This window comes from Mesorhizobium sp. M0408 (assembly GCF_040321495.1).
In the GTDB taxonomy this organism is placed as follows: Bacteria; Pseudomonadota; Alphaproteobacteria; order Rhizobiales; family Rhizobiaceae; genus Mesorhizobium.
Genome location: NZ_JAMYRO010000018.1, coordinates 21,898 through 40,991 on the forward strand (window position 1 = coordinate 21,898; position 19,094 = coordinate 40,991).

General features: G+C 64.3%; 21 protein-coding genes and 1 pseudogene. 7 read left to right on the forward strand and 15 right to left on the reverse strand.

The window, feature by feature from the left end:
* Positions 1-54 precede the first annotated feature (54 nt).
* From NKI67_RS21075 to NKI67_RS21095, 5 genes are read right to left on the reverse strand one after another with little or no spacing between them, the layout of a single operon-like run.
* Positions 55-750: a hypothetical protein gene (locus NKI67_RS21075; RefSeq protein WP_352570520.1), complete on the reverse strand. Its 696-nt coding sequence runs from the start codon at positions 748-750 to the stop codon at positions 55-57.
* Between the two features lie 8 nt (positions 751-758).
* The gene (locus tag NKI67_RS21080) at positions 759-1,184 is read right to left on the reverse strand and encodes a DUF1178 family protein (RefSeq protein WP_352646614.1); all 426 of its coding nucleotides are present in this window, start codon (positions 1,182-1,184) and stop codon (positions 759-761) included.
* The gene (locus NKI67_RS21085; RefSeq protein WP_352621689.1) at positions 1,181-2,047 is read right to left on the reverse strand and encodes a carbon-nitrogen hydrolase family protein; all 867 of its coding nucleotides are present in this window, start codon (positions 2,045-2,047) and stop codon (positions 1,181-1,183) included. Before NKI67_RS21085 ends, NKI67_RS21080 begins: the two co-directional genes overlap by 4 nt.
* A 10-nt stretch (positions 2,048-2,057) precedes the next feature.
* Positions 2,058-2,327, reverse strand: coding sequence for a glutaredoxin 3 (grxC, locus tag NKI67_RS21090; protein WP_352491813.1), 270 nt, complete (start codon positions 2,325-2,327; stop codon positions 2,058-2,060).
* A 28-nt stretch (positions 2,328-2,355) separates the two neighbouring features.
* A complete protein-coding gene (locus NKI67_RS21095) occupies positions 2,356-3,156 on the reverse strand; it encodes a ComF family protein (protein ID WP_352570523.1) in 801 nt (266 codons plus the stop codon).
* A 54-nt stretch (positions 3,157-3,210) separates the two neighbouring features.
* Here NKI67_RS21095 and NKI67_RS21100 point away from each other — a divergent pair, with 54 nt between their 5' ends.
* On the forward strand, positions 3,211-4,083 hold the full coding sequence (locus tag NKI67_RS21100) for a methyltransferase domain-containing protein (protein WP_352577157.1): 873 nt from the start codon (positions 3,211-3,213) through the stop codon (positions 4,081-4,083).
* Between the two features lie 50 nt (positions 4,084-4,133).
* Here the strand turns inward: NKI67_RS21100 and NKI67_RS21105 are convergent, their stop codons facing one another.
* The 7 genes and pseudogenes from NKI67_RS21105 to argJ form a co-directional block, all read right to left on the reverse strand.
* The gene (locus NKI67_RS21105; protein ID WP_352453066.1) at positions 4,134-4,313 is read right to left on the reverse strand and encodes a Flp family type IVb pilin; all 180 of its coding nucleotides are present in this window, start codon (positions 4,311-4,313) and stop codon (positions 4,134-4,136) included.
* A 143-nt stretch (positions 4,314-4,456) separates the two neighbouring features.
* Positions 4,457-4,771: a DUF6678 family protein gene (locus NKI67_RS21110; protein WP_352646616.1), complete on the reverse strand. Its 315-nt coding sequence runs from the start codon at positions 4,769-4,771 to the stop codon at positions 4,457-4,459.
* Between the two features lie 11 nt (positions 4,772-4,782).
* Positions 4,783-5,534, reverse strand: a pseudogene (locus NKI67_RS21115) (IS5 family transposase).
* Positions 5,535-5,647: 113 nt separating this feature from the next.
* Positions 5,648-5,953: a hypothetical protein gene (locus NKI67_RS21120; RefSeq protein ID WP_023677980.1), complete on the reverse strand. Its 306-nt coding sequence runs from the start codon at positions 5,951-5,953 to the stop codon at positions 5,648-5,650.
* Between the two features lie 127 nt (positions 5,954-6,080).
* Entirely contained in the window at positions 6,081-6,503 is a 423-nt protein-coding gene (locus tag NKI67_RS21125; protein WP_023677979.1) for a (deoxy)nucleoside triphosphate pyrophosphohydrolase, read from the reverse strand.
* Entirely contained in the window at positions 6,500-7,279 is a 780-nt protein-coding gene (locus tag NKI67_RS21130; RefSeq protein ID WP_352593931.1) for a GNAT family N-acetyltransferase, read from the reverse strand. Before NKI67_RS21130 ends, NKI67_RS21125 begins: the two co-directional genes overlap by 4 nt.
* A complete protein-coding gene (argJ, locus tag NKI67_RS21135; RefSeq protein ID WP_352646618.1) occupies positions 7,279-8,520 on the reverse strand; it encodes a bifunctional glutamate N-acetyltransferase/amino-acid acetyltransferase ArgJ in 1,242 nt (413 codons plus the stop codon). The genes NKI67_RS21130 and argJ overlap by 1 nt, the downstream gene beginning before the upstream one ends.
* A 179-nt stretch (positions 8,521-8,699) precedes the next feature.
* Between argJ and NKI67_RS21140 the strand changes: the two genes are divergently transcribed.
* A complete protein-coding gene (locus NKI67_RS21140) occupies positions 8,700-9,926 on the forward strand; it encodes a caspase family protein (protein ID WP_352646620.1) in 1,227 nt (408 codons plus the stop codon).
* Between the two features lie 3 nt (positions 9,927-9,929).
* On the opposite strand, the gene NKI67_RS21145 is transcribed toward NKI67_RS21140, so the two are convergent.
* Entirely contained in the window at positions 9,930-10,166 is a 237-nt protein-coding gene (locus NKI67_RS21145; RefSeq protein WP_352471336.1) for a putative antibiotic biosynthesis monooxygenase, read from the reverse strand.
* Positions 10,167-10,275: 109 nt separating this feature from the next.
* Here NKI67_RS21145 and NKI67_RS21150 point away from each other — a divergent pair, with 109 nt between their 5' ends.
* The gene (locus tag NKI67_RS21150) at positions 10,276-10,932 is read left to right on the forward strand and encodes a TetR/AcrR family transcriptional regulator (RefSeq protein ID WP_352646713.1); all 657 of its coding nucleotides are present in this window, start codon (positions 10,276-10,278) and stop codon (positions 10,930-10,932) included.
* 43 nt (positions 10,933-10,975) lie between these two features.
* On the opposite strand, the gene NKI67_RS21155 is transcribed toward NKI67_RS21150, so the two are convergent.
* Positions 10,976-11,893 carry a peptidylprolyl isomerase gene (locus tag NKI67_RS21155; protein WP_352456658.1) on the reverse strand — a complete coding sequence of 306 codons (918 nt, stop codon included), beginning with the start codon at positions 11,891-11,893 and terminating at the stop codon, positions 10,976-10,978.
* Between the two features lie 252 nt (positions 11,894-12,145).
* Between NKI67_RS21155 and secA the strand changes: the two genes are divergently transcribed.
* A complete protein-coding gene (gene secA, locus NKI67_RS21160) occupies positions 12,146-14,878 on the forward strand; it encodes a preprotein translocase subunit SecA (protein WP_352646622.1) in 2,733 nt (910 codons plus the stop codon).
* 134 nt (positions 14,879-15,012) lie between these two features.
* On the opposite strand, the gene NKI67_RS21165 is transcribed toward secA, so the two are convergent.
* Complete coding sequence (locus tag NKI67_RS21165) at positions 15,013-17,667, reverse strand: helix-turn-helix transcriptional regulator (RefSeq protein WP_352646624.1); 2,655 nt, start codon at positions 17,665-17,667, stop codon at positions 15,013-15,015.
* Positions 17,668-17,809: 142 nt separating this feature from the next.
* On the opposite strand from NKI67_RS21165, the gene NKI67_RS21170 reads away from it, so the two are divergent.
* From NKI67_RS21170 to NKI67_RS21180, 3 genes are all read left to right on the forward strand, one after another.
* A complete protein-coding gene (locus tag NKI67_RS21170) occupies positions 17,810-18,082 on the forward strand; it encodes a DUF4242 domain-containing protein (RefSeq protein ID WP_023677971.1) in 273 nt (90 codons plus the stop codon).
* 67 nt (positions 18,083-18,149) lie between these two features.
* Entirely contained in the window at positions 18,150-18,371 is a 222-nt protein-coding gene (locus NKI67_RS21175) for a hypothetical protein (protein WP_352471339.1), read from the forward strand.
* Between the two features lie 162 nt (positions 18,372-18,533).
* Positions 18,534-19,034, forward strand: coding sequence for a hypothetical protein (locus NKI67_RS21180; protein ID WP_352619584.1), 501 nt, complete (start codon positions 18,534-18,536; stop codon positions 19,032-19,034).
* The last annotated feature ends 60 nt before the right edge of the window (positions 19,035-19,094 follow it).

The window sequence follows — 19,094 nt, forward strand, 5'->3', positions numbered from 1 at the left end:
GCGGCGGCATCGCCGCTCTGGGCGGAAGCGAACCCCCACAAGCGAAACGGAGCATCATTTTCGCTTGTCGAAATGCGCTTCAGCTTCTTGTCGCCTGATACGCCTCTGATATCGCCGCCGGGCGAAAAAGACGATCAAGTCTGCCAGCCAACCTGGAGCATTGAGATGGAGCAAGGCATCACGCGCGCTATCAATTTGCCGACCATTCATCGCTACATTGGAAAAATCCGAGGGTTCCGTTTGTCGAGCTTCGACCCATTGACGAATACTCGCCCCGTCCGGCAGTTTCGCCGCAAAAGCCAGTTCACGTCTCATGCAAACCCACTCCACCCGGTGGCGCAATTCCTCCTCATAGCCAATGCCTCGCTGATGGAGACGCGCATGCGTCGCCTCATGCACTATCGCGCTGGCGATCTGGTCGCTCAGCGTGTGCTCGCCTAGAACAAATCGCCGATCAAGCTCGCAAGTCGAAGTCGATTTCACAAATTGCGCAGCGGCACCTGGATTGATTGTAATCCAGATCCGTTTGAGATCGCGGACCAGACGGCTGTATCGAACAGGGTCAAATTTCTGAATCAACCGCAGCGCGGCGGCAACCTTATCTGCATCTTTCCCACCGCTCTCGCCATTATAGAAAACTGGCAACCCATCGATCGTCCTCTTGTCGATCGACTTTATAGCCAACCAGCTGAAAACACGGATCACTACCTCTGAACCACGCCGCTTTTCAGTCTTCTCCGGATGGGGCAAGACTTTCCTCAGTTGCGGTCGTCGGGGAAGCTTGGAATAGGCATGAACTCGACGCCGTCTTCGGCCAGGCTCTTGGCCTCGTCCAGCGTCGCCTCGCCATAGATGCCGCGCGGATCGCTTTCGCCGAAATGGATCTTGCGCGCTTCCTCGGCAAATTTGTCGCCGACATAGTCGGCATTCTCGCGCACCTTGTCGGCCATGGCCTTGAGCTGCGCCAGCGCCTGCTTTTGCGCCTCGCCCATGGCCAGCGCGATGCTTTCGCGCTTGCGCCCGGTGGAGACGGCAGGCGCCATCAGCGCCTTGTCGACCTTGCGCGAGCCGCAGGCCGGGCAATCGACGAAACCGCGCCTCTTCTGGGTGTCGAAATCGTCGTTGCTGCGGAACCAGGCCTCGAATTCGTGCTCGTGTTCGCAGATCAGGGAAAAGCGGATCAAGAGGCGGCACCCCTGAGCGGCATTGCCTCCGCCGAACCGGCGTTTACGGCAAAATCGCGTGCGTTTTTGAGATTCGGTATCTTTTTGCGCGCAGCGACTGACTGCGCCGGGTCGATCTCGGCGACGATCACCGCCGGCTCGTCATGCGCAGCTTCGGCGACGATGCGGCCCCAGGGATCGACGATCAGCGAATGGCCATAGGTTTCGCGGCCGTCCTCGTGCACGCCGCCTTGCGCGGCGGCAACCACATAGGCGCCGTTCTCGATGGCGCGCGCCCTGAGCAGCACGTGCCAATGCGCTTCGCCGGTCTGGCGGGTGAAGGCGGCGGGCACCGAAAGCAGATCGGCGCCGGCCAGCGCCTCGGCACGGAACAGCTGCGGAAAGCGCAGATCGTAGCAGACGGCAAAGCCTAGCTTCGCGCCATTGACTTCGGCGACGACGGCCTCGGTGCCAGGCTCATAGGCGGCGGATTCGCGCCAGCTCTCGCCATTGTCGAGATCGACGTCGAACATGTGGATCTTGTCGTAGGTGGCAATCCTGGCGCCGTCCGGCCCGAACAGAAGGGCGCGGTTGGCAAGCTTGCCGTCGGCGCGCAGAATGGCGGTCGAGCCGATATGCAGGAAAATGCCGAGCTCCTTGGCCAGCCGCCGCGACGTCGAGACGACGATGTCCTTGTCCTCGGAGGTGAAGGAAGCGGCCCGTGCCTGGCTGTCGCGGATCAGCGCGCCGGTCATTTCCGGCGTCTGGATATAGGTCGCGCCAAGGCCTGCCGCCTCGCGCACCAGCCGTTCCAGATCGACCGCATTGCGCTCCGGGCTGGTTCCCGAACGCATCTGGATCGCCGCCGCCTTGAAACCACCCATCGTCATGTCCTTATCTGGCCGAGCCGTTGGCGAGCAATTTGTCCAGCCGTCCTTCCGCCTCCAATTCGTGGAGATCGTCAGAGCCGCCGACATGCGTGTCGCCGATGAATATCTGCGGAAAGGTGGAACGGCCGTGAGCGCGGGAGATCATCTCCTGGCGCAGCTCCGGCGAGAACGAGGCGTCGTGCTCGGTGTAGGTCACACCCTTCCTGTCGAGCAGCCGCTTGGCCGCGGTGCAATAGCCGCACATCATCCGCGTGTAGATCGTCACATCGACCATCGGTCAGCAATCCTGCCTCGTTCCTAGGCTATATAGGCGCCGATTCGTCGGCCCGAAAGTCCCCCGGCAGCACACGCGCAAAGGTCAGTACGTCGACCGCGCCGGCACCGCCCTTCTTCAACGCCTTGGCGACCGCGCGGACGGTGGCGCCGGTGGTGTAGACATCGTCGATCAGCAGCACCCGGCGGCCGGCGATTTCGATCTCCGCCTCATCAGGCACTTTGAATGCGGCGCGAACATTTTCCTCGCGTTCCCGCCGCTCAAGCCCGACCTGCTGGCGCGTGAGTTTGACGCGCCTGATGGCTGATGGCGCGAAAGGCCGCTCCCCGAGCTGCGCCACCGCCCGCGCCAGTTCCGCCGACTGGTTGAACTGCCGTCGGAAGAAACGCCGCCAGTGCAGCGGCACCGGCACGACCACGTCGGCCTCGGCGATGAGCTCGGCACCGGCGCGAAGCATCCAGCGCGCCATCCACGGCGCCAGATCGGTGCGGTCCTGGTATTTCAGCCCTTGCACCATCTGGCGGGCAACGCCGGAATAGGCGACCGCCGCCCGCGCGCGCTCGAACGGCGGCGGGTCGGCTATCGCCTCCGCCGACAGGAAACCCTCACCCATATTGTGGGTGAACGGCGTGCCCATCACCGGGCACCACGGCCGTTCCAGCAGCCTGAGTTTCGGCCAGCAGGCGCCGCACAACACGCCGGGCTGCGAGACATGGCGGCGGCAGCCGGCACAGACCGGCGGGAACAAGAGGCGCGCTGGCCAGCCCAATGCCTTGCGGGCAATGCTCTTGATCGCACTACGCTTGATCTCTGGCATGGGATCGGCCACGTGGTTGGTCCTCCGCATCACTATATCAGAGAGCGAAGCACAAGGACCTGCCCATTGCAGCCTGTAATTGACACCTCGCTCTGGCTGGCGCGCAAGCGCCGGGCACTGGCCCGCCCCATCGCCGGCGCGGATTTCCTCATGCGGCGGGCGGCCGAGGATCTTGCCGACCGGCTCGGCGCCGTCGAACGCAGGTTCGGCAAGGCGGCCTCGTTGTTTTGCCAGACGCCGGCTGCAGCAGAGGTGCTCGCCGAAAGCGGCAAGGTGACGGAAAACGTGCGCGTCGAGGCCGACGCCGCTTTCCTGGGTGGCCAGCCAGGACTGTTGGCGCCGTTGGAAACCGTGCCATTCGAGCCGGAAAGCCTCGACCTCGCAGTGTCGCTGCTGTCGCTGCAGGCGATGAACGACATTCCCGGCATGCTGGTGCAGGTCCGCCGGGCGCTGAAGCCGGACGGGCTTTTCCTTGGCGCCTTCGCCGGCACAGGCACGCTCTCCGAACTGCGCGAAAGCCTGCTTGCCGCCGAGACCGAGCTCTATGGCGGCGCCAGCCCGCGTGTGATCCCGTTCACCGACGTCCGCGACGCCGGCGCACTGCTGCAGCGCGCCGGCCTGGCACTGCCGGTTGCCGACGTCGAGACGATCACGGTGCGCTACGATTCGCTATTTGGCCTGGTCGCCGACCTGCGCGCTATGGGCGAGACCAGCGCGCTTGTCGACCGCAGCAGGCGGCCGGGCACGCGAGCGCTGTTCGCGCGCGCCGCCGAAATCTATGCGGAGCGGTTTTCGGATGCCGATGGCCGCGTCAGGGCGAGTTTCTCGGTGGTCTGGATGTCAGGCTGGGCGCCCGATGCCTCTCAGCAAAAGCCGCTGAAGCCGGGCTCCGCAAAAATATCGCTGAAGACAATCCTGGAAAACCCCGGCGGCCCCTGAGCGGATCCTTGCGCAAAAGCCAAGCGTATCCCACGCAAAAGCTAAGCCGGTCACTGTGCAAAAGCGTTGGCAAGCTTGCTGCTGTTGTCGCTGAACAACCACTGAATGGCGCCGGCAGCCTGGCCAATACCCGCGACAATGGCAAGCGACAGCACGGCGACGATCAAACCATATTCGATAGCCGTCGCACCCCTCTCGTCTTCTAAAAATCGTTGCAGCAAGATTTTCATGGGCGCCATCCCTCTTGCCCGAACCTAGCGCCGACCCGTTAAGAAAGGTTAATGCGACAGGCTTAACGCGCGGTGAACCAGCTGCATTCTAGGAACCAGCTGCATTCTAGGGTCCAGACTCGATCAGGTCAGCAACGAAGACCTCATATAAACTCGGCGGCCTGACCATCCTGAAGATAACCGAACACGCGAAAGCCGTCAGGCATTTCCTCGCCGGGCACATGCACCTTCTTGAGAGCCGAGCGGACAAGTTCTCGCTGGGCGGGCGTTTCGACCTGAATGTCTAAGTGAAGGATGGATTCGTATCCGCCCTCCCTGAAGTGGTAGAACCACTCGCGGTCGGGCTGTGAGTGGTAGCCGTTTGTGGAAAGCGTGCTCCAAGATGGTGGCGGCGTGAGCGCGTACATTTCTAGCCGAAGCTCATCCCATTTTGTGTTGTTCATCGCCGGATTGAGCATTTCGTCGCCTCTCAAAGCCAGAACGAGATCATGGTAGCCAATGCCACCCCAGACAGGAAGTTGGTGGCGAGTTTGTCGTAGCGGGTGGCGATGCGGCGGAAATCCTTGAGGCGGCAGAAGGCGTTCTCGATCAAGTGTCGTCCACGGTATCGCTCTTGGTCGTAACGGATTGCTCTCTTTCGATTGCGCCGTCCCGGGATTGCCGGCGTAGTCTTTCCCTCGCGCAGTGAACGGCGCAGTCGATCCGCATCGTGGCCCTTGTCGCCCAATAGGTAGCGCATCGGGCCAGCGCGTTCGAGTAGGGCTGGCGCTGCCTTCACGTCGCTGACGTTTCCTGCCGTCAACATCAACGCGTAGGGGCGGCCGACGACGTCTGTGAGTGCATGGACCTTAGTTGTCCAACCGCCGCGCGAACGGCCGATGGCCTGCGCTTGGCGCCCCCTTTTGCGCCGAATGCCGCCCGCTGGGCTTTGACGTAGGTGCTGTCGATCGCGGTGCTTTTCGTCACTGCGCCGGCCTGAACCAGCGCATCAAGCATCTTCAGCCAGAAGCCTCGTCGCGACCAGCGGTTGAAGCGATTGTAAACCGTGGTCGAGGGACCATAATCGGCAGGACAATCACACCAGCGGCAACCCACCTTCAGCACGTGCAGGATACCCGAAATCACCCGACGATCGTCCACGCGACGCGCACCACGCTGGTTCTTGGGCAAGTGCGGCTCGATCGTTGCCCATGCTTCGTCCGATAGCCAAAACAAAGCCATACTGCTCCTCCTGATCCACACCCGCTGGTGAATCAGGAAAGCGCCCTCCCTTCAAGGGGCTGATTGGGTTTTGGCCCTAGGAAACAGCCGAATCCTGGAGATCTGTTGAGGAGTCAGCAGTCGCCGCTGCTTCTGCCATCGGCCCGTATAACGCAGACCGAACTGGGCAGCGGCTGCAGCACGCTCTTGCGTAGCGTATAGCTGTCGCGCTGGCCGATCGAGCCGGTGCTCATCGTATCAAGCCCGTCGCGGGCAAACTGCGAGCGGGTCCGGCTGTCGAGGTAGGGCGTCGCGATCAAGGCCAGAGCCACCGCGGCCGAGCCGAACAAGAGGGCGATGCGCAATATTCCCATGCCGGCATTGGCGGCGCCAGGAAGGCGGTCGGGCCAAGGCGAGTCCCAGTCCTTTTCAAGGCTCATGCAAATCGCTCCCCAGCGGTGGAATCGGCGAAACCGCCTAGCATCAATTTTTCACGGTCAGATAAATCTTTCATTAACGCTGCTGCCGGCGCGTTGCGGCGCTGCCCGATTTACGGCAGGTCGGCCGCTACAGCAGATCGATGAGGAACTGGATCAGCGGGGCATCGGCCGGCGGCATTGGAAAATCGCGCATCTGGCGCGGCCGCACCCATTTCAGCACCTGGCCTTCCTTCGGCTGGGCAATGCCGCGGAACCGACGGCAGACGAACAGCGGCATCAGCAGGTGAAAATCATCGTAGGAATGGCTGGCGAAGGTGAGTGGCGCCAGGCAAGGGATGTCGGTTTCGATGCCGATCTCCTCGTACAATTCGCGGATCAGGCATTGTTCCGGCGTCTCACCGGGCTCGACCTTGCCGCCCGGAAACTCCCACAGGCCGGCGAGTTGCTTGCCTTCGGGCCGCTGCGCCAAAAGCACGCGCCCGTCGGCGTCGACCAGCGCGCAGGCCGCGACCAGGAGCAGGCGTTTGCCGATCGTATCCAAGCCGCTCATGCGCCGGGTGGCCGGCGATAGCGATAGCGATAGACTTCGTCGAATCCGAGCGAACGGTAGAGCGCCAGCGCCGGCGCGTTGTCCGCCTCGACCTGCAGCCAGGCTTCCCGCGCCCCGCGCAGCCGCGCCCATTTCAGCGCCGACCGGATGAGATGGCGGCCATGGCCCTGGTTGCGCACCGACCTGTCGGTGGCGATCTCGAACAGGCCGGCAAGGTCGCCGTCATGCACGCAGATCAACGTTGCCAGCGGTTCGCTGCCGGCCTCCAGCGCAAACAGCCCGGCCTCCGGCTGGATGGCGCCGATGATCTCCGACAGGCCCGGCCGCAGCGACACATCCGAGCCGCTCACCTTGAGCGCCGCGCCGATGAAACGGCTGATGTCCTTCAACGGAATCTGGTCCATGGCGTCGTCGAGCATGGCGTCCGCCAGCGGCAGCCGCATGACCAGCGACTCCGCGAATATGCTCCAGCCCTCGCCGTCGAGGTACTTCGAAAGATCCGGCCCCGACAGCGGCGAGATGCGAAAGGTCAGCGGCCTGCCATAGGCGTCGAAGCGGCGGCTGGCGCGGCCGATGCGCTCGGCAATGTGCTGGATGTCGCCCGGATCGAGCGGATTGACCGAGTTCAGCCGCTTGGCCGGGTGGCCGGCCGTCAGCCGAACCACCCAGGTGCCGTCATAATGGACGGCGGCCGCCGGCCAGGCGCGAAAGCCGGCCGCCTCATAGCGGCGCACGATCGCCAACACGCTTGCCGGATGTCTGGAAGCCAACGCCATCAGCTCCGATAATCGCCGTTTATGGCGACATATTCCTTGGTGAGATCGCAGGTCCACACCGTCGCCTTGCCGCGGCCGATGCCGATATCGGCGCGGATGCGGATCTCGTCGCGCTTCATATACGCCGAAGTCGCCTCCTCGGAATAGGCGGCGTCGCGCTCGCCCTGATAGGCCAGGCGGTTGTCGCCGAACCAGATCGACAGAAGGTCGCGGTCGGCCGGTTCGCCGGCCTTGCCGACGGCCATGACGACGCGGCCCCAATTGGCGTCCTCGCCGGCGACTGCCGTCTTGACCAGCGGCGAATTGGCGATCGACAGCGCGATGCGCTTGGCCGAGCGGGCCGATTTGGCCCCAGTGACGGTGACCTCGACCTGCTTGCGGGCGCCCTCGCCGTCGCGCACCACCTGCAGTGCCAGCGATTTCAGCACCTTGCCGAGGGCACGGCGGAAGGCGCCGAGGCGCGCATCCTTGGGGTCGGAAATTGCCGGCGCGCCGCGCCTGGCGGCAGCACCCGTGGCGAATATCAGCAGCGTGTCGCTGGTCGAGGTATCGCTGTCGACGGTGACCGCGTTGAAGGTCTTGGCCGTGCCGCGCGACAGGAGATCCTGCAGCACCGGCGCTGCGATCGGCGCATCGGTGGCGATGAAGGAAAGCATCGTCGCCATATCGGGCGCGATCATCCCGGCGCCCTTGGCGATACCGTTGATGGTGACCTCGGCATCGCCGAGCTTGACCGTCGCGGTCGCCAGTTTGGGATAGGTGTCGGTGGTCATGATCGCCTTGGCGGCTTCGGTCCACAATTCCGGCTTGCCGTCCTTGACCAGACCGGCCAGCAGATGGCTGAACTTGCCGGCGTCGAGCGGTTCGCCGATCACGCCGGTCGAGGCCAGGAACACCTCGCCCGCTGTGCAGCCGGCCGCTTTCGCCGCCACCTCGCCCGTGAGTGCCGTCGAGGCGCGGCCCTTCTGGCCGGTAAAGGCATTGGCATTGCCGGAATTGACGACCAGCACGCGTGCTTTGCCAGCCACGAGGTTCAGCCGGCAGAAATCGACCGGCGCCGAAGGGCATTTCGACCTGGTGAACACGCCGGCGACGGTGGTGCCGGCGTCGAACACCATGGCCAGCAAGTCGGTGCGGTTCTTGTATTTTATGCCGGCCTCGGCGGTGGCGATGCGCACGCCCTCGATCACCGGCATCTTGGGATATTTCTTCGGCGCGAGCGGCGAAACCTGTGTGGACATGGAAGACCCCGGGCGGGAAAAATCGCGAAAGGAACGCCGGTTTGCCCGATAGCACGCGCTGGCGCAAGGCGTTTCACAGCCGTTACGGGTGCCGGAAGCCTGACACCGCCTCATGCAGCAAGCAGGCTGTTGCAAATTTGTTGGCGTCGCTGCGACCGATAGCGCTATGATCCTTCCCCATGGGCAGGCTTGTGGTCTTGGCACTGGCGTTTCTGGGCTTTCTGCTGCTGCGCGCCGATGCGCAGACGGCGCGGCGCGTGGCACTTGTGGTCGGCAACGGCAGCTACGCCGAAGCCGGCACGCTGGCCAATCCCGTCAACGATGCGCTCGACATCGCCGACAAGCTGCGCGCCATCGGCTTTGAGGTGATCGAAGGCAACGATCTCGGCAAGCGCGAGCTCGAACGCAAGATCGGCGAATTCTCCGATGCGCTGCAAGGCGCCGGTGCCGGGCTGTTCTACTATGCCGGCCACGGCCTGCAGGTCGACGGGCGCAACTTCATCGTGCCGGTCGACGCCCGGCTGGACATGCCGGTCAAGCTGCAGCTCGAGGCGGTACCGATCGACGAGGTTCTCGACATCATGGAGCAGCAGACCAAGGTCAGCCTGGTCTTCCTCGATGCCTGCCGCAACAACCCGTTTGCCCGAAGTCTCAGCCGCAGCACCATCACGCGCTCGGCGACGGCTCTCGCCGGTCTTGCCCAGTTCGAGTCGACACGCGGCTCATTCATCGCCTTCTCGACGGCGCCCGGCGCTGTCGCAATGGACGGGACGGGGCGCAACTCGCCCTTTGCGGCCGCACTTTTGCGGCACATGGCCGAGCCCGGACAGAGCATCAACGACATGATGATCGCGGTGCGCCGCGACGTCGTTTCGGCAACGCGCGAGGCGCAGCGTCCCTGGGAGCAGGGGTCGCTGCTCGAGCGTTTCGAATTCGTTCCGGGCGCAGACATTGCCCAGCAACCGAAACCGGCCGTCAGCCCGGCTCCCGCGTCGCAGGTGGCTGCGCTCGAACGCTCCGTCGGCGACAAGAGCGCCATCGAGCAGTTTCTGCGCGAGGACTATCTGGCGCCTGATGCCAGGAGAATGCGCGAAACCGTCAAGCGGCTCTACGGTTCGTCGGCCATCATCTACGGCACGCGCTACGATAGCGAGGCGATCGTCAAGGTCAAGACCGACTGGTTCGCGCAATGGGCATCGTGGTCGTTCGGTCTCGAGCCCGGCAGCCTTGAGGTGACGCCGCACGGCAAGGACCGTGCCGACGTGGTTTTCGCCATGCGCTACGACTATGTGCCGAAGGACAAATCGGCGCAGCGCCTGACCGGCAAGGCGCGGGTGACGCTGGAGCTCGTGCTGGCCGATGGCGCGTGGCGCGTTGCCTCGGAGACGTCGCAAGCGCTGGAATGAACATCAGCGGACCGCTGGGTTGATGAACCCGCGAAACGCCCGCTGCACGCCCGGAATCAGCCCCCAGATCATGATCGAGACCATCAGCGGCGCGATGACCAGCGTGCGCTGCCAGATTTGCCATTCCTGCGTCAGCGGAAAAACCACGTACAAAATGGCAGTGATCAGCGGATAGACGCCGAGCAGCACAAGCAGGGCGAAGCGCAGGCGCGAAAAGCGGGTCACGGCGGTCGAGTTCATCAAACTCTCCTTATCGTTACGGAACGTTCCGTTACATATAAAACGGATCGTTCCGTTTCGTCAAGAGTTGTATATGATGGCTGCTGAAATCGCGGGTAAGGAAGAAGAGATGGGCGAAATCACCGATCCCGGGCGCAAGTCGGCTGGCGCACGGCGCAGCCCGGAAAGCGCCGATGCCATTCTCGATGCCGCAGAGGCGGTACTGGTCGAAACCGGCTATTCCGGCTTCTCGATCGAGGCGGTGGCGCGCCGCGCACGCGCCGGAAAACCGACGATCTATCGCTGGTGGCCAAGCAAGGCCGCCTTGCTGCTCGATGTTTACCAGCGGCAAAAGCGCGTTGATAATCCCGACACCGGGAAGCTGGATGAGGATCTCGTCGGCTTCCTGAAGAGCTTGTTCGCGCACTGGCGCGACACATCGTCGGGCAGCGTGTTCAGATCGCTGATTGCCGAGGCGCAGTCGGACGAAAAAGCCGCCGCCGCCCTCGCCGAATACGCAAGAGGGCGTCGCATCCACACCGGCCAGATGGTCGAACGCGCCAAGGCAAGGGGAGAGATAGCTGCCGACGTCGATGCCACTGTCGTCGCCGACCTGATTGCCTCGTTCGCCTGGACGCATCTTCTGACGAACCGCCTGGACGAGGACGAAGCGACGCTGCGCAGGGCGGTCGGCTATGTCTTGAAAGGCATCGTCGCTGACGATGCCGGCGACGCCACGGCGGTCCGGCGGCGGCGTCGACGCATCATCGCTCGCCCTACCAAATAGAAGCGACAGGGCGGCAGCGCGCCCTGTCGTAGCCCAATCTGGCCTATTTGGCGCTTTCCAGTGCGTCGACCGTCTTCTTCAGGTTCGCATCCGGGATGTCGACCTTGGCGTTGGCGCGCAGCGACTTGACCAGCGCGAAATACTTGTCGCGGATGACCGCCTGGCGCGCCTGGTCCTTGACCTGGTCGAACGCCGGCGGCTGCTTGGTGCGCTTGTCCTCGACCTTGATGACATGCCAGCCGAACTGTGACTGCACCGGCTGGTCGGTATATTTGCCGACCGCCAGCGCAAACACCGCCTTGTCGAATTCCGGCACCATCTGGCCAGGTCCGAACCAGCCGAGATCGCCGCCGCTGGTCTTGCCGCTCGGATCGCTGGTGTGCTCGTTGGCAAGCTTCTGGAAGTCGGCGCCGCCGTCGAGCTGCTTGATGATGGCGTCTGCCTCTTCCTTCGTCTTCACGAGGATGTGACGGGCGTGCACCTCGTTGGTGGGCGGCGTGTTGGCGATTTCCTGGTCGTAGCGGGCGCGGACCTCGGCATCGGTAACCTTGTCGACGACGCCCTTCTCGACCATTTCGCCATGCAGCGCGCGCTGCTGCAGGAATGCCATGCGGCGCTGGAAGTCGGGATCCTTGTCGAGGCCGGTGGTCACCGCCTGAGCCGCCATCACGCGGATTTCGATCGCCGCCGACAGCGCCGCGGCGCGGCGTTGCTCGGGCGGAAGCTGCGCGAACTGCTGCGACAGCTCGCCCTCGGCAAGCCCAAGGTCTGCCTCGGTCAGCGTCTGGCCGTTGATGGTGGCGACCACGGCGTTCGGATCGACCGGCTTGGCCGCCGGAGCGGGTGCTGCCGGCTGGGCAGGGGCGGCCTCCTGTGCCATCAGCGGCGACAGCGAGAGGGCCGATAGCCCGAATGCCAGACCAAGGCTGGCGAGCGACGCGCGGCGGAACAATACTGACATTACGATTATCTCCAAAGCGGGGTAGCTAGAGCGGAATGGTTTCCAGACCAGCAAGATTGTGGCGGAATTTGGCGCGGTCGACAGGGCGAGCGCGGCGTTGACATCGAATGAGCCCCCTCTTATCTGTCCAACGACTTTGCGTCCAGAACCGTTTTCCGGGCGCTTTTTGCGTTTGTCCGCGTTCACGTGGAGTTGATGGGGCCAGCCGGCGCCCGTCGCAATGACTTGGAATGCTATCGAAAGGGCCATTGGATGGTCAGTCTCGGCGGTCTCGCCCGTAAGGTTTTCGGCTCCTCCAACGATCGTCGGGTCAAATCGACCCGGCCGCGCGTCGAGGCGATCAATGCCATGGAAAACGAGATGCGGGCGCTTTCCGACGCCGAGCTTCAGGCCCGCACGGACAAATTCCGCCAGGACATCGCCAACGGCGCCAGTCTCGACGACCTCCTGGTGCCGGCCTTCGCCACCGTGCGTGAGGCCGCCCGCCGCGTGCTCGGCATGCGGCCGTTCGACGTGCAGCTGATCGGCGGCATGGTGCTGCACAATGGCGGCATCGCCGAGATGCGCACCGGCGAAGGCAAGACGCTGGTGGCGACGTTGCCGGTCTACCTCAACGCGCTCGCCGGCAACGGCGTGCATGTCGTCACCGTCAACGACTATCTGGCCACGCGCGACTCCGAATGGATGGGCCGCGTCTACAAATTCCTCGGCCTCAAGGTCGGCGTCATCGTCCACGGCCTGTCCGACGAGGAGCGCCGCGTCGCCTACGCCGCCGATGTCACCTACGCCACAAACAACGAGCTCGGCTTCGACTATCTGCGCGACAACATGAAATACGAGCGCGCCCAGATGGTGCAGCGCGGCCACAGCTACGCCATCGTCGACGAGGTCGATTCCATCCTGGTCGACGAAGCCCGCACGCCGCTGATCATTTCCGGTCCGCTCGAGGACCGTTCGGAAATGTACAACACCATCGACACCTTCATCATCCAGCTGCAGCCGCAGGACTACGAGATCGACGAGAAGCAGAAGACCTCGATCTTCACCGAGGAAGGCACCGAGAAGCTGGAGAACATGCTGCGCGATGCGGGTCTGCTCAAGGGCGAGTCGCTCTACGACGTCGAGAACGTCGCCATCGTCCACCACGTCAACAACGCGCTGAAGGCGCACCGGCTGTTCCAGCGGGACAAGGACTACATCGTACGCAACGGCGAGATCGTCATCATCGACGAGTTCACCGGCCGCATGATGCCCGGCCGCCGCTATTCGGAGGGCCTGCACCAGGCGCTCGAAGCCAAGGAGCATGTGGCGATCCAGCCGGAAAACCAGACGCTCGCCTCGGTCACCTTCCAGAACTATTTCCGCCTCTACAAGAAGCTCGCCGGCATGACCGGCACGGCGCTGACCGAGGCCGAGGAATTCGCCAACATCTACAATCTCGACGTCACCGAGATCCCGACCAACCTGCCGGTCATCCGCATTGACGAAGACGACGAGGTCTACCGGACGGTCGAGGAGAAATACAAGGCGATCGTCAAGGAGATCAAGGAAGCCCGCGCCAAGGGCCAGCCGACGCTGGTCGGCACGACTTCCATCGAGAAGTCCGAGCAGCTGGCCGAACGCCTGCGCAAGGAAGGTTTCAAGGATTTCGAGGTGCTGAACGCCCGCCATCACGAGCGCGAGGCGGCGATCGTCGCCCAGGCCGGCAAGCCCGGCGCCATCACCATCGCCACCAACATGGCCGGCCGCGGCACCGACATCCAGCTCGGCGGCAATGCCGACATGCGCATCGCCGAGGAGCTTGGCGACATGCCGGCCGGCCCCGAGCGCGAGGCCAGGGAAAAGGAAATCCGCGACGACATCGCCCGGCTGAAGGAAAAGGCGCTCGCCGCCGGCGGCCTCTACGTGCTGGCCACCGAACGCCATGAATCGCGCCGCATCGACAACCAGTTGCGCGGCCGCTCGGGCCGCCAGGGCGATCCCGGCCGCTCGAAATTCTTCCTGTCGCTGCAGGATGATCTGATGCGCATCTTCGGTTCCGAGCGCATGGACGGCATGCTGCAGAAGCTCGGCCTCAAGGAAGACGAGGCGATCATCCATCCGTGGATCAACAAGGCGCTGGAAAAGGCGCAGAAGAAGGTCGAGGCGCGCAACTTCGACATCCGCAAGAACCTGTTGAAATATGACGACGTCTCCAACGACCAGCGCAAGGTGGTGTTCGAACAGCGCATCGAGCTGATGGACGGCGAAGGCCTGTCCGAGACCATCACAGAGATGCGCGAAGGCGTCATCGAGGAGATCGTCGCCAAGAACATTCCCGAAAACGCCTATGCCGAGCAGTGGAACGTCGCCGGCCTCAAGGCCGAAATCGCCGAATTCCTCAATCTCGATCTGCCGGTCGAGGACTGGGTCAAGGAAGAAGGCATTGCCGAGGACGACATCCGCGACCGCGTCAGCCAGGCCGCCGAGGCCGCCGCCAAGGAGCGCGCCGAGCGTTTCGGCTCCGACGTGATGACCTATGTCGAGCGCTCGGTGGTGCTGCAGACGCTCGACCATCTGTGGCGCGAGCACATCGTCAATCTCGACCATCTGCGCTCGGTCGTCGGCTTCCGCGGCTATGCCCAGCGCGATCCGCTGCAGGAGTACAAGGGCGAGGCGTTCGAGCTGTTCCAGGCGATGCTGGGCAATCTGCGCCAGGCCGTCACCGCGCAGCTGATGCGCGTCGAGCTGGTCCGCCAGGCGGCCGATGCGCCGCCGCCCGAGGCGCCCGACATGTTCGGCAGCCATATCGACGGCTTCACCGGCGAGGACGATTTCGAAGGCGGCGAGACGGCCGTGCTGGTCCGCCAGGAGACCAACGCCATCGTCGCCCCCGAAGATCGCGACCCGAAGAACCCGGCGACCTGGGGCAAGGTCGGCCGCAACGAAGCTTGCCCGTGTGGTTCAGGGAAGAAATACAAGCATTGTCATGGGGCGTTTGCGTAAGGCACTGCTTTCCTTCTCCCCGTTCACGGGGAGAAGGTGCCCGAAGTGCGGATGAGGGGCGGCATCGGCGTTTGCGATTAGCCGATCTCCCCACCTGAGGGTGCGCGAAGGATCGCGACCCGAAGAAGACAGGCTCAAATCAACCCCGAATCGCGCGCCGCGGCGGTGGCTTCGCCGCGCGAAACCGCGTCCAGCTTGCCCAGAACCGCCGAGACGTGGTGATCGACCGTCTTCGGCGAAATTGTCAGCTGCTCGGCGATCCGCTTGTTGGAGAAGCCGCGCTCGATCAGTTGCAGCACCTCCATCTGGCGCTGGGTCAGGCCGGCGCGATTGGCGCGCGTGGTTCGGCGCGGCCCCCTTGCGATGCCGTTGACGCCGTTGCGGCGCATGATATCGCGCAGGTGAACGGCGACGGGCCTGGCGCCGAGGCTTTCGAAAATCTCCAGCGCCAGGCGCTGCGCGGTCTCGTTACCCTGGGCCAGCGCAAGCCCGCGTTCGTAGGGCGCGTTCATCTCGGCCCATAGTTCTGCCGCCGCCTGCCAGTCGCCGGCGAGCAGCAGCCGGTAAGGCGCGGCCATCCCGACGGTATCGCCTGGATCCATGTCCGGCGCCAGCTTCTGCCGCCACGTCGCCAGCTCGCCGAAACCCGCCCGCGTCGTCGACAAGCTCTCAGCCAGTGCGATCAGGCCGAGCGCCTCATCCTTGTCAGCCTGGCCGAGCCACGCCCGTTCGGCCATCAGCGCCGCATAGGGCGCCAGCCGCTGCAATTCCAATCCCTTGTCCAGGAACTGCGTCATTTCGGCAAACAGCGGCTCGGCGGACGGGTCGCCGCGCCGTATCCGCAGCTTTGCCAGGGCCACCACGGCGGGATAGCGGACCAGCATCGTCGCCTGATCGTTGGCGATCACCTCGAGCGCCTCGCCGGCAGCCTCTTCCCATTGCCCCTGGCGCAGCAGCAACTGGGCCAGCACGCCGCGCATATAGTCGCGCCAGGTGACGAGATCGTTTTCGACGCAGTAGTTGATGCCGCGATCGAGGAACGACCGCGCCTCAGCGAAGCCGAGCTGGTTCATCTCGCTGCAGGCGCTGTTGGTGAAGGCGCGCGCCGCATGTTCCTGAAAATTCTGCTCCAGCGCGATCTCCAGGCTGCGCGCAAGGTGCAGCCGTCCGTTTGCCAGATCCAGCCACTGCTCGGCGCTGCCGACATTGTTGAGCGCGTGGCAGACGATGTCGGGCCGGTTCAGTTGTTCGGCGAGCGCAATCGCCTTGTTGCCGAGCCGCAGCGTGTCGTCGAGCCTTTCGGCCAGCATCGCCAGTTGCGAGAGGTTGGAATAGGCCATGGCGAGTTCCGGCCCGGCCGGCGCGGTCTCCAGCAGCCGAACCGCCTGCTCGCCAAGGGCATCGGCAGCCATGCGGTCGCCAAGCAGGTAGGCAAAGCGCGACAGCCATCTGAGGCAATCCCCTTCCTTCGCCGTATTCCCCTGGGCCTGATGCAGCCGGCGCGCCTGGTCCTGCGCGGCGATGGCGTCGTCGATCTTGCCGATGAGGTGGCACTCGAAGGCATATTTCTCATGGAGCGCCGTGCGCTCCTCCACCGGCAGGCTGTCGGCCTGCCGCAACACGGCTTCATAGAAGCCGGCCGCATCGCGATGGGCGCCGACGCGGGAGGCCTCGCGCGCCGCAACCGGGGCCAGCTCGCGCACTGCCTGCAGATTGTGCGCCTCCACCGCGTGATGCACCAGGCGGCCGGTGGAAACCTCACTGTTTTCGAGAAGGGCGGCCAGGGCGCGCTGGTTGAACTGCCGCCGGTGGCTCGTCGTCAGCATCGCCTCGATGGCGCGGCGGGCGATCTCGTGCCGGAACGCATAGCCGTCGCCCTGATCCTCCAACAGGCCGTTGGCGACGCATTCGGCAAGCTGGCCGGCGCTGGCGACGCCGCACAGGCCTTGCAACGCCCAGGCGTCGGCCCGGCGTGGGAACACCGACACCGCGTCGAGCATCGCGCGGGCGCCGGCCGACAGCCGCTCGGCCCGCGCCAGAACCGCGTCGCGCACGCTTGCCGGCAGCGCCGTTTTTTCCTCGCATCCGCTGCACAACAGCTCGGTGACGAAAAAGGCGTTGCCCGCCGTCGCCCGGTAGATGGCATCGCCATCGCGCCCCGCCGCCTCGGCCAGCGACAGCACCGCCGCCTCGCTGAGCAGCGGCACGTCGATGCGCGCGACGCTGCCTGCCGGTATCTCGCCGAGCGCGCGGCGCACCCGCATCTGTCCCTCGCTGCGATCGGTGCGCGCCGTCAGCAGCAGCAAGAGATGCCTGTTGGCGATGCGCCGACCGAGAAAGCGGACGAAATCGAGCGTCGCATCATCGGCCCAGTGCAAGTCCTCGATCACCAGCAGGGTCGGCTGCGCCTTCGTCTCGAAGATTTCGAGTGCATCCGAAAACAGCGGCAGCCTCTGTCCTTGCCGATGATCGATCGCCTGCGGAAGCGCCCATTGCGCGTCCCGCGCCAGATCGTAAAGCGGCCCGAGCGGATCGGGTATCGACAGATCCTCGCAGGCGCTGCGGAATATGCGCGTGGCTTGCGCAGTCCGGTCGATGAAGGCCTCGACAAGCGCGGTCTTGCCGGCCCCGGCCTCGCCAGCAAGCACCGCGACGCAGCCACGGCCGCGCCCGGCATCGGCCAGCAGCCCGTCGAGTCGCTCCAGCTGTGTCTGCCGTTCCAGAAGCATCATTCGCTCACGCAGATCGAGTTCGCCGAAAAGGCGGACCCGCGATGGACCCGCCAACATATCCCCCGTCCATAACGCTGCCAACATAGGGAATCGTCCCGCCAAAAATGGGGAAAGGCTCCGATGTGCGCTCTTGCCGGGCGTGATCAATGTCGAGCCGCGCTCAAACCGGGCGTGACCCACTGGAGAAAGGAAGGCTTCCATGCCTCGCTATCTGATTGAACGCACATTCCCGGACGGCCTCAACGTGCCGATGAACGAAGCCGGCGCCGACGCGCTGGGCGGTGTCGTCATGCGCAATGCCGAAAAGGGCGTTACCTGGCTGCAGTCCTACGTGTCGCCGGACAAGAAGCGCAGCTTCTGCATCTACGACGCGCCCTCGCCCGAGGCGATCCGCAGCACCGCCCAGAAGAATTCGCTGCCTGTCGACAAGATCACGGAGGTGCGGGTTCTTGACCCCTACTTTTACCGTTGATGGCAGGCAAACCCCAAGTGGCGGACAAAAGGATGAGTATCAAACTGCCATTCGCGGCAATTGCGACATGCCTGATGGCATGCCGGTCGGCGAACCGGCGCCTGTCGTGGGAAACCCCGGCGGTTCCCTGCTTGGCCGTCTATGGCGGATCGCGGCGGCGCTGCCTTCGCGTCTGCTGGGCAGGCGGCGCCGGCTGCCCCCGCAAGACGATTATCTGAGGCAGGACATCGGACTGCCCGACCGCGAGCAGCGGCGCGAATACTGGGAATATTATTGGTGGGACCATTAGGCCGCCGCGCCGTTTGGACGGGCTGAAACAAGCCGTGCAACCGGCCGCATCACTGCGGCCGACATGAAAACAGGACGAGCGACCTGTTTCGCAAAATTCCAACGGACGCCGCAGCGTTGAGCAGACCCGCTCGGTGCGCGTCCTCAAACAACCGGAGAGAACATGAACATCAATCTTTGCACCGGGCGCCTTGCCGCCCTGGCCATCCTGTCGATCGCCGCCACCGCGGCCCAGGCAAAGGACGGCAATCCGCTGGCCGACATGGTACGCGCGGCCAACAGCCGCTTCGAGAATGTGGCGGCGGCGACCGCCGAGGGCTATGCGCCCATTCCTTGCGCCAGCGGCATCACCGGCGGCGCCATGGGCATCCACTACGTCAATCCCGGCTACCTCAAGGACGACGCGGTCGATGTCGCCAAGCCTGAAGCCGTCATGTACGAGCCGATGGCCGACGGCACGCTAAAACTGATCGCGGTCGAATACATCACGTCGAAAGGCCCGGCCTCGCTCGATGGACATCTGTTCAACTTCAACAGCGCGCCCAACCGCTATGGCCTCGGCCCGTTCTACGAGCTGCATGTCTGGGCCTGGAAGGGCAACCCGACCGGCGCGTTCGCGGACATGAACCCGAACGTGTCCTGCGATGCGATGAAGGGTATGTAGGCGAGGATCGGTCCGGGTTCGACGCGCCGAATAATGCGCCTTGCTTCTCTCCGTTCTACG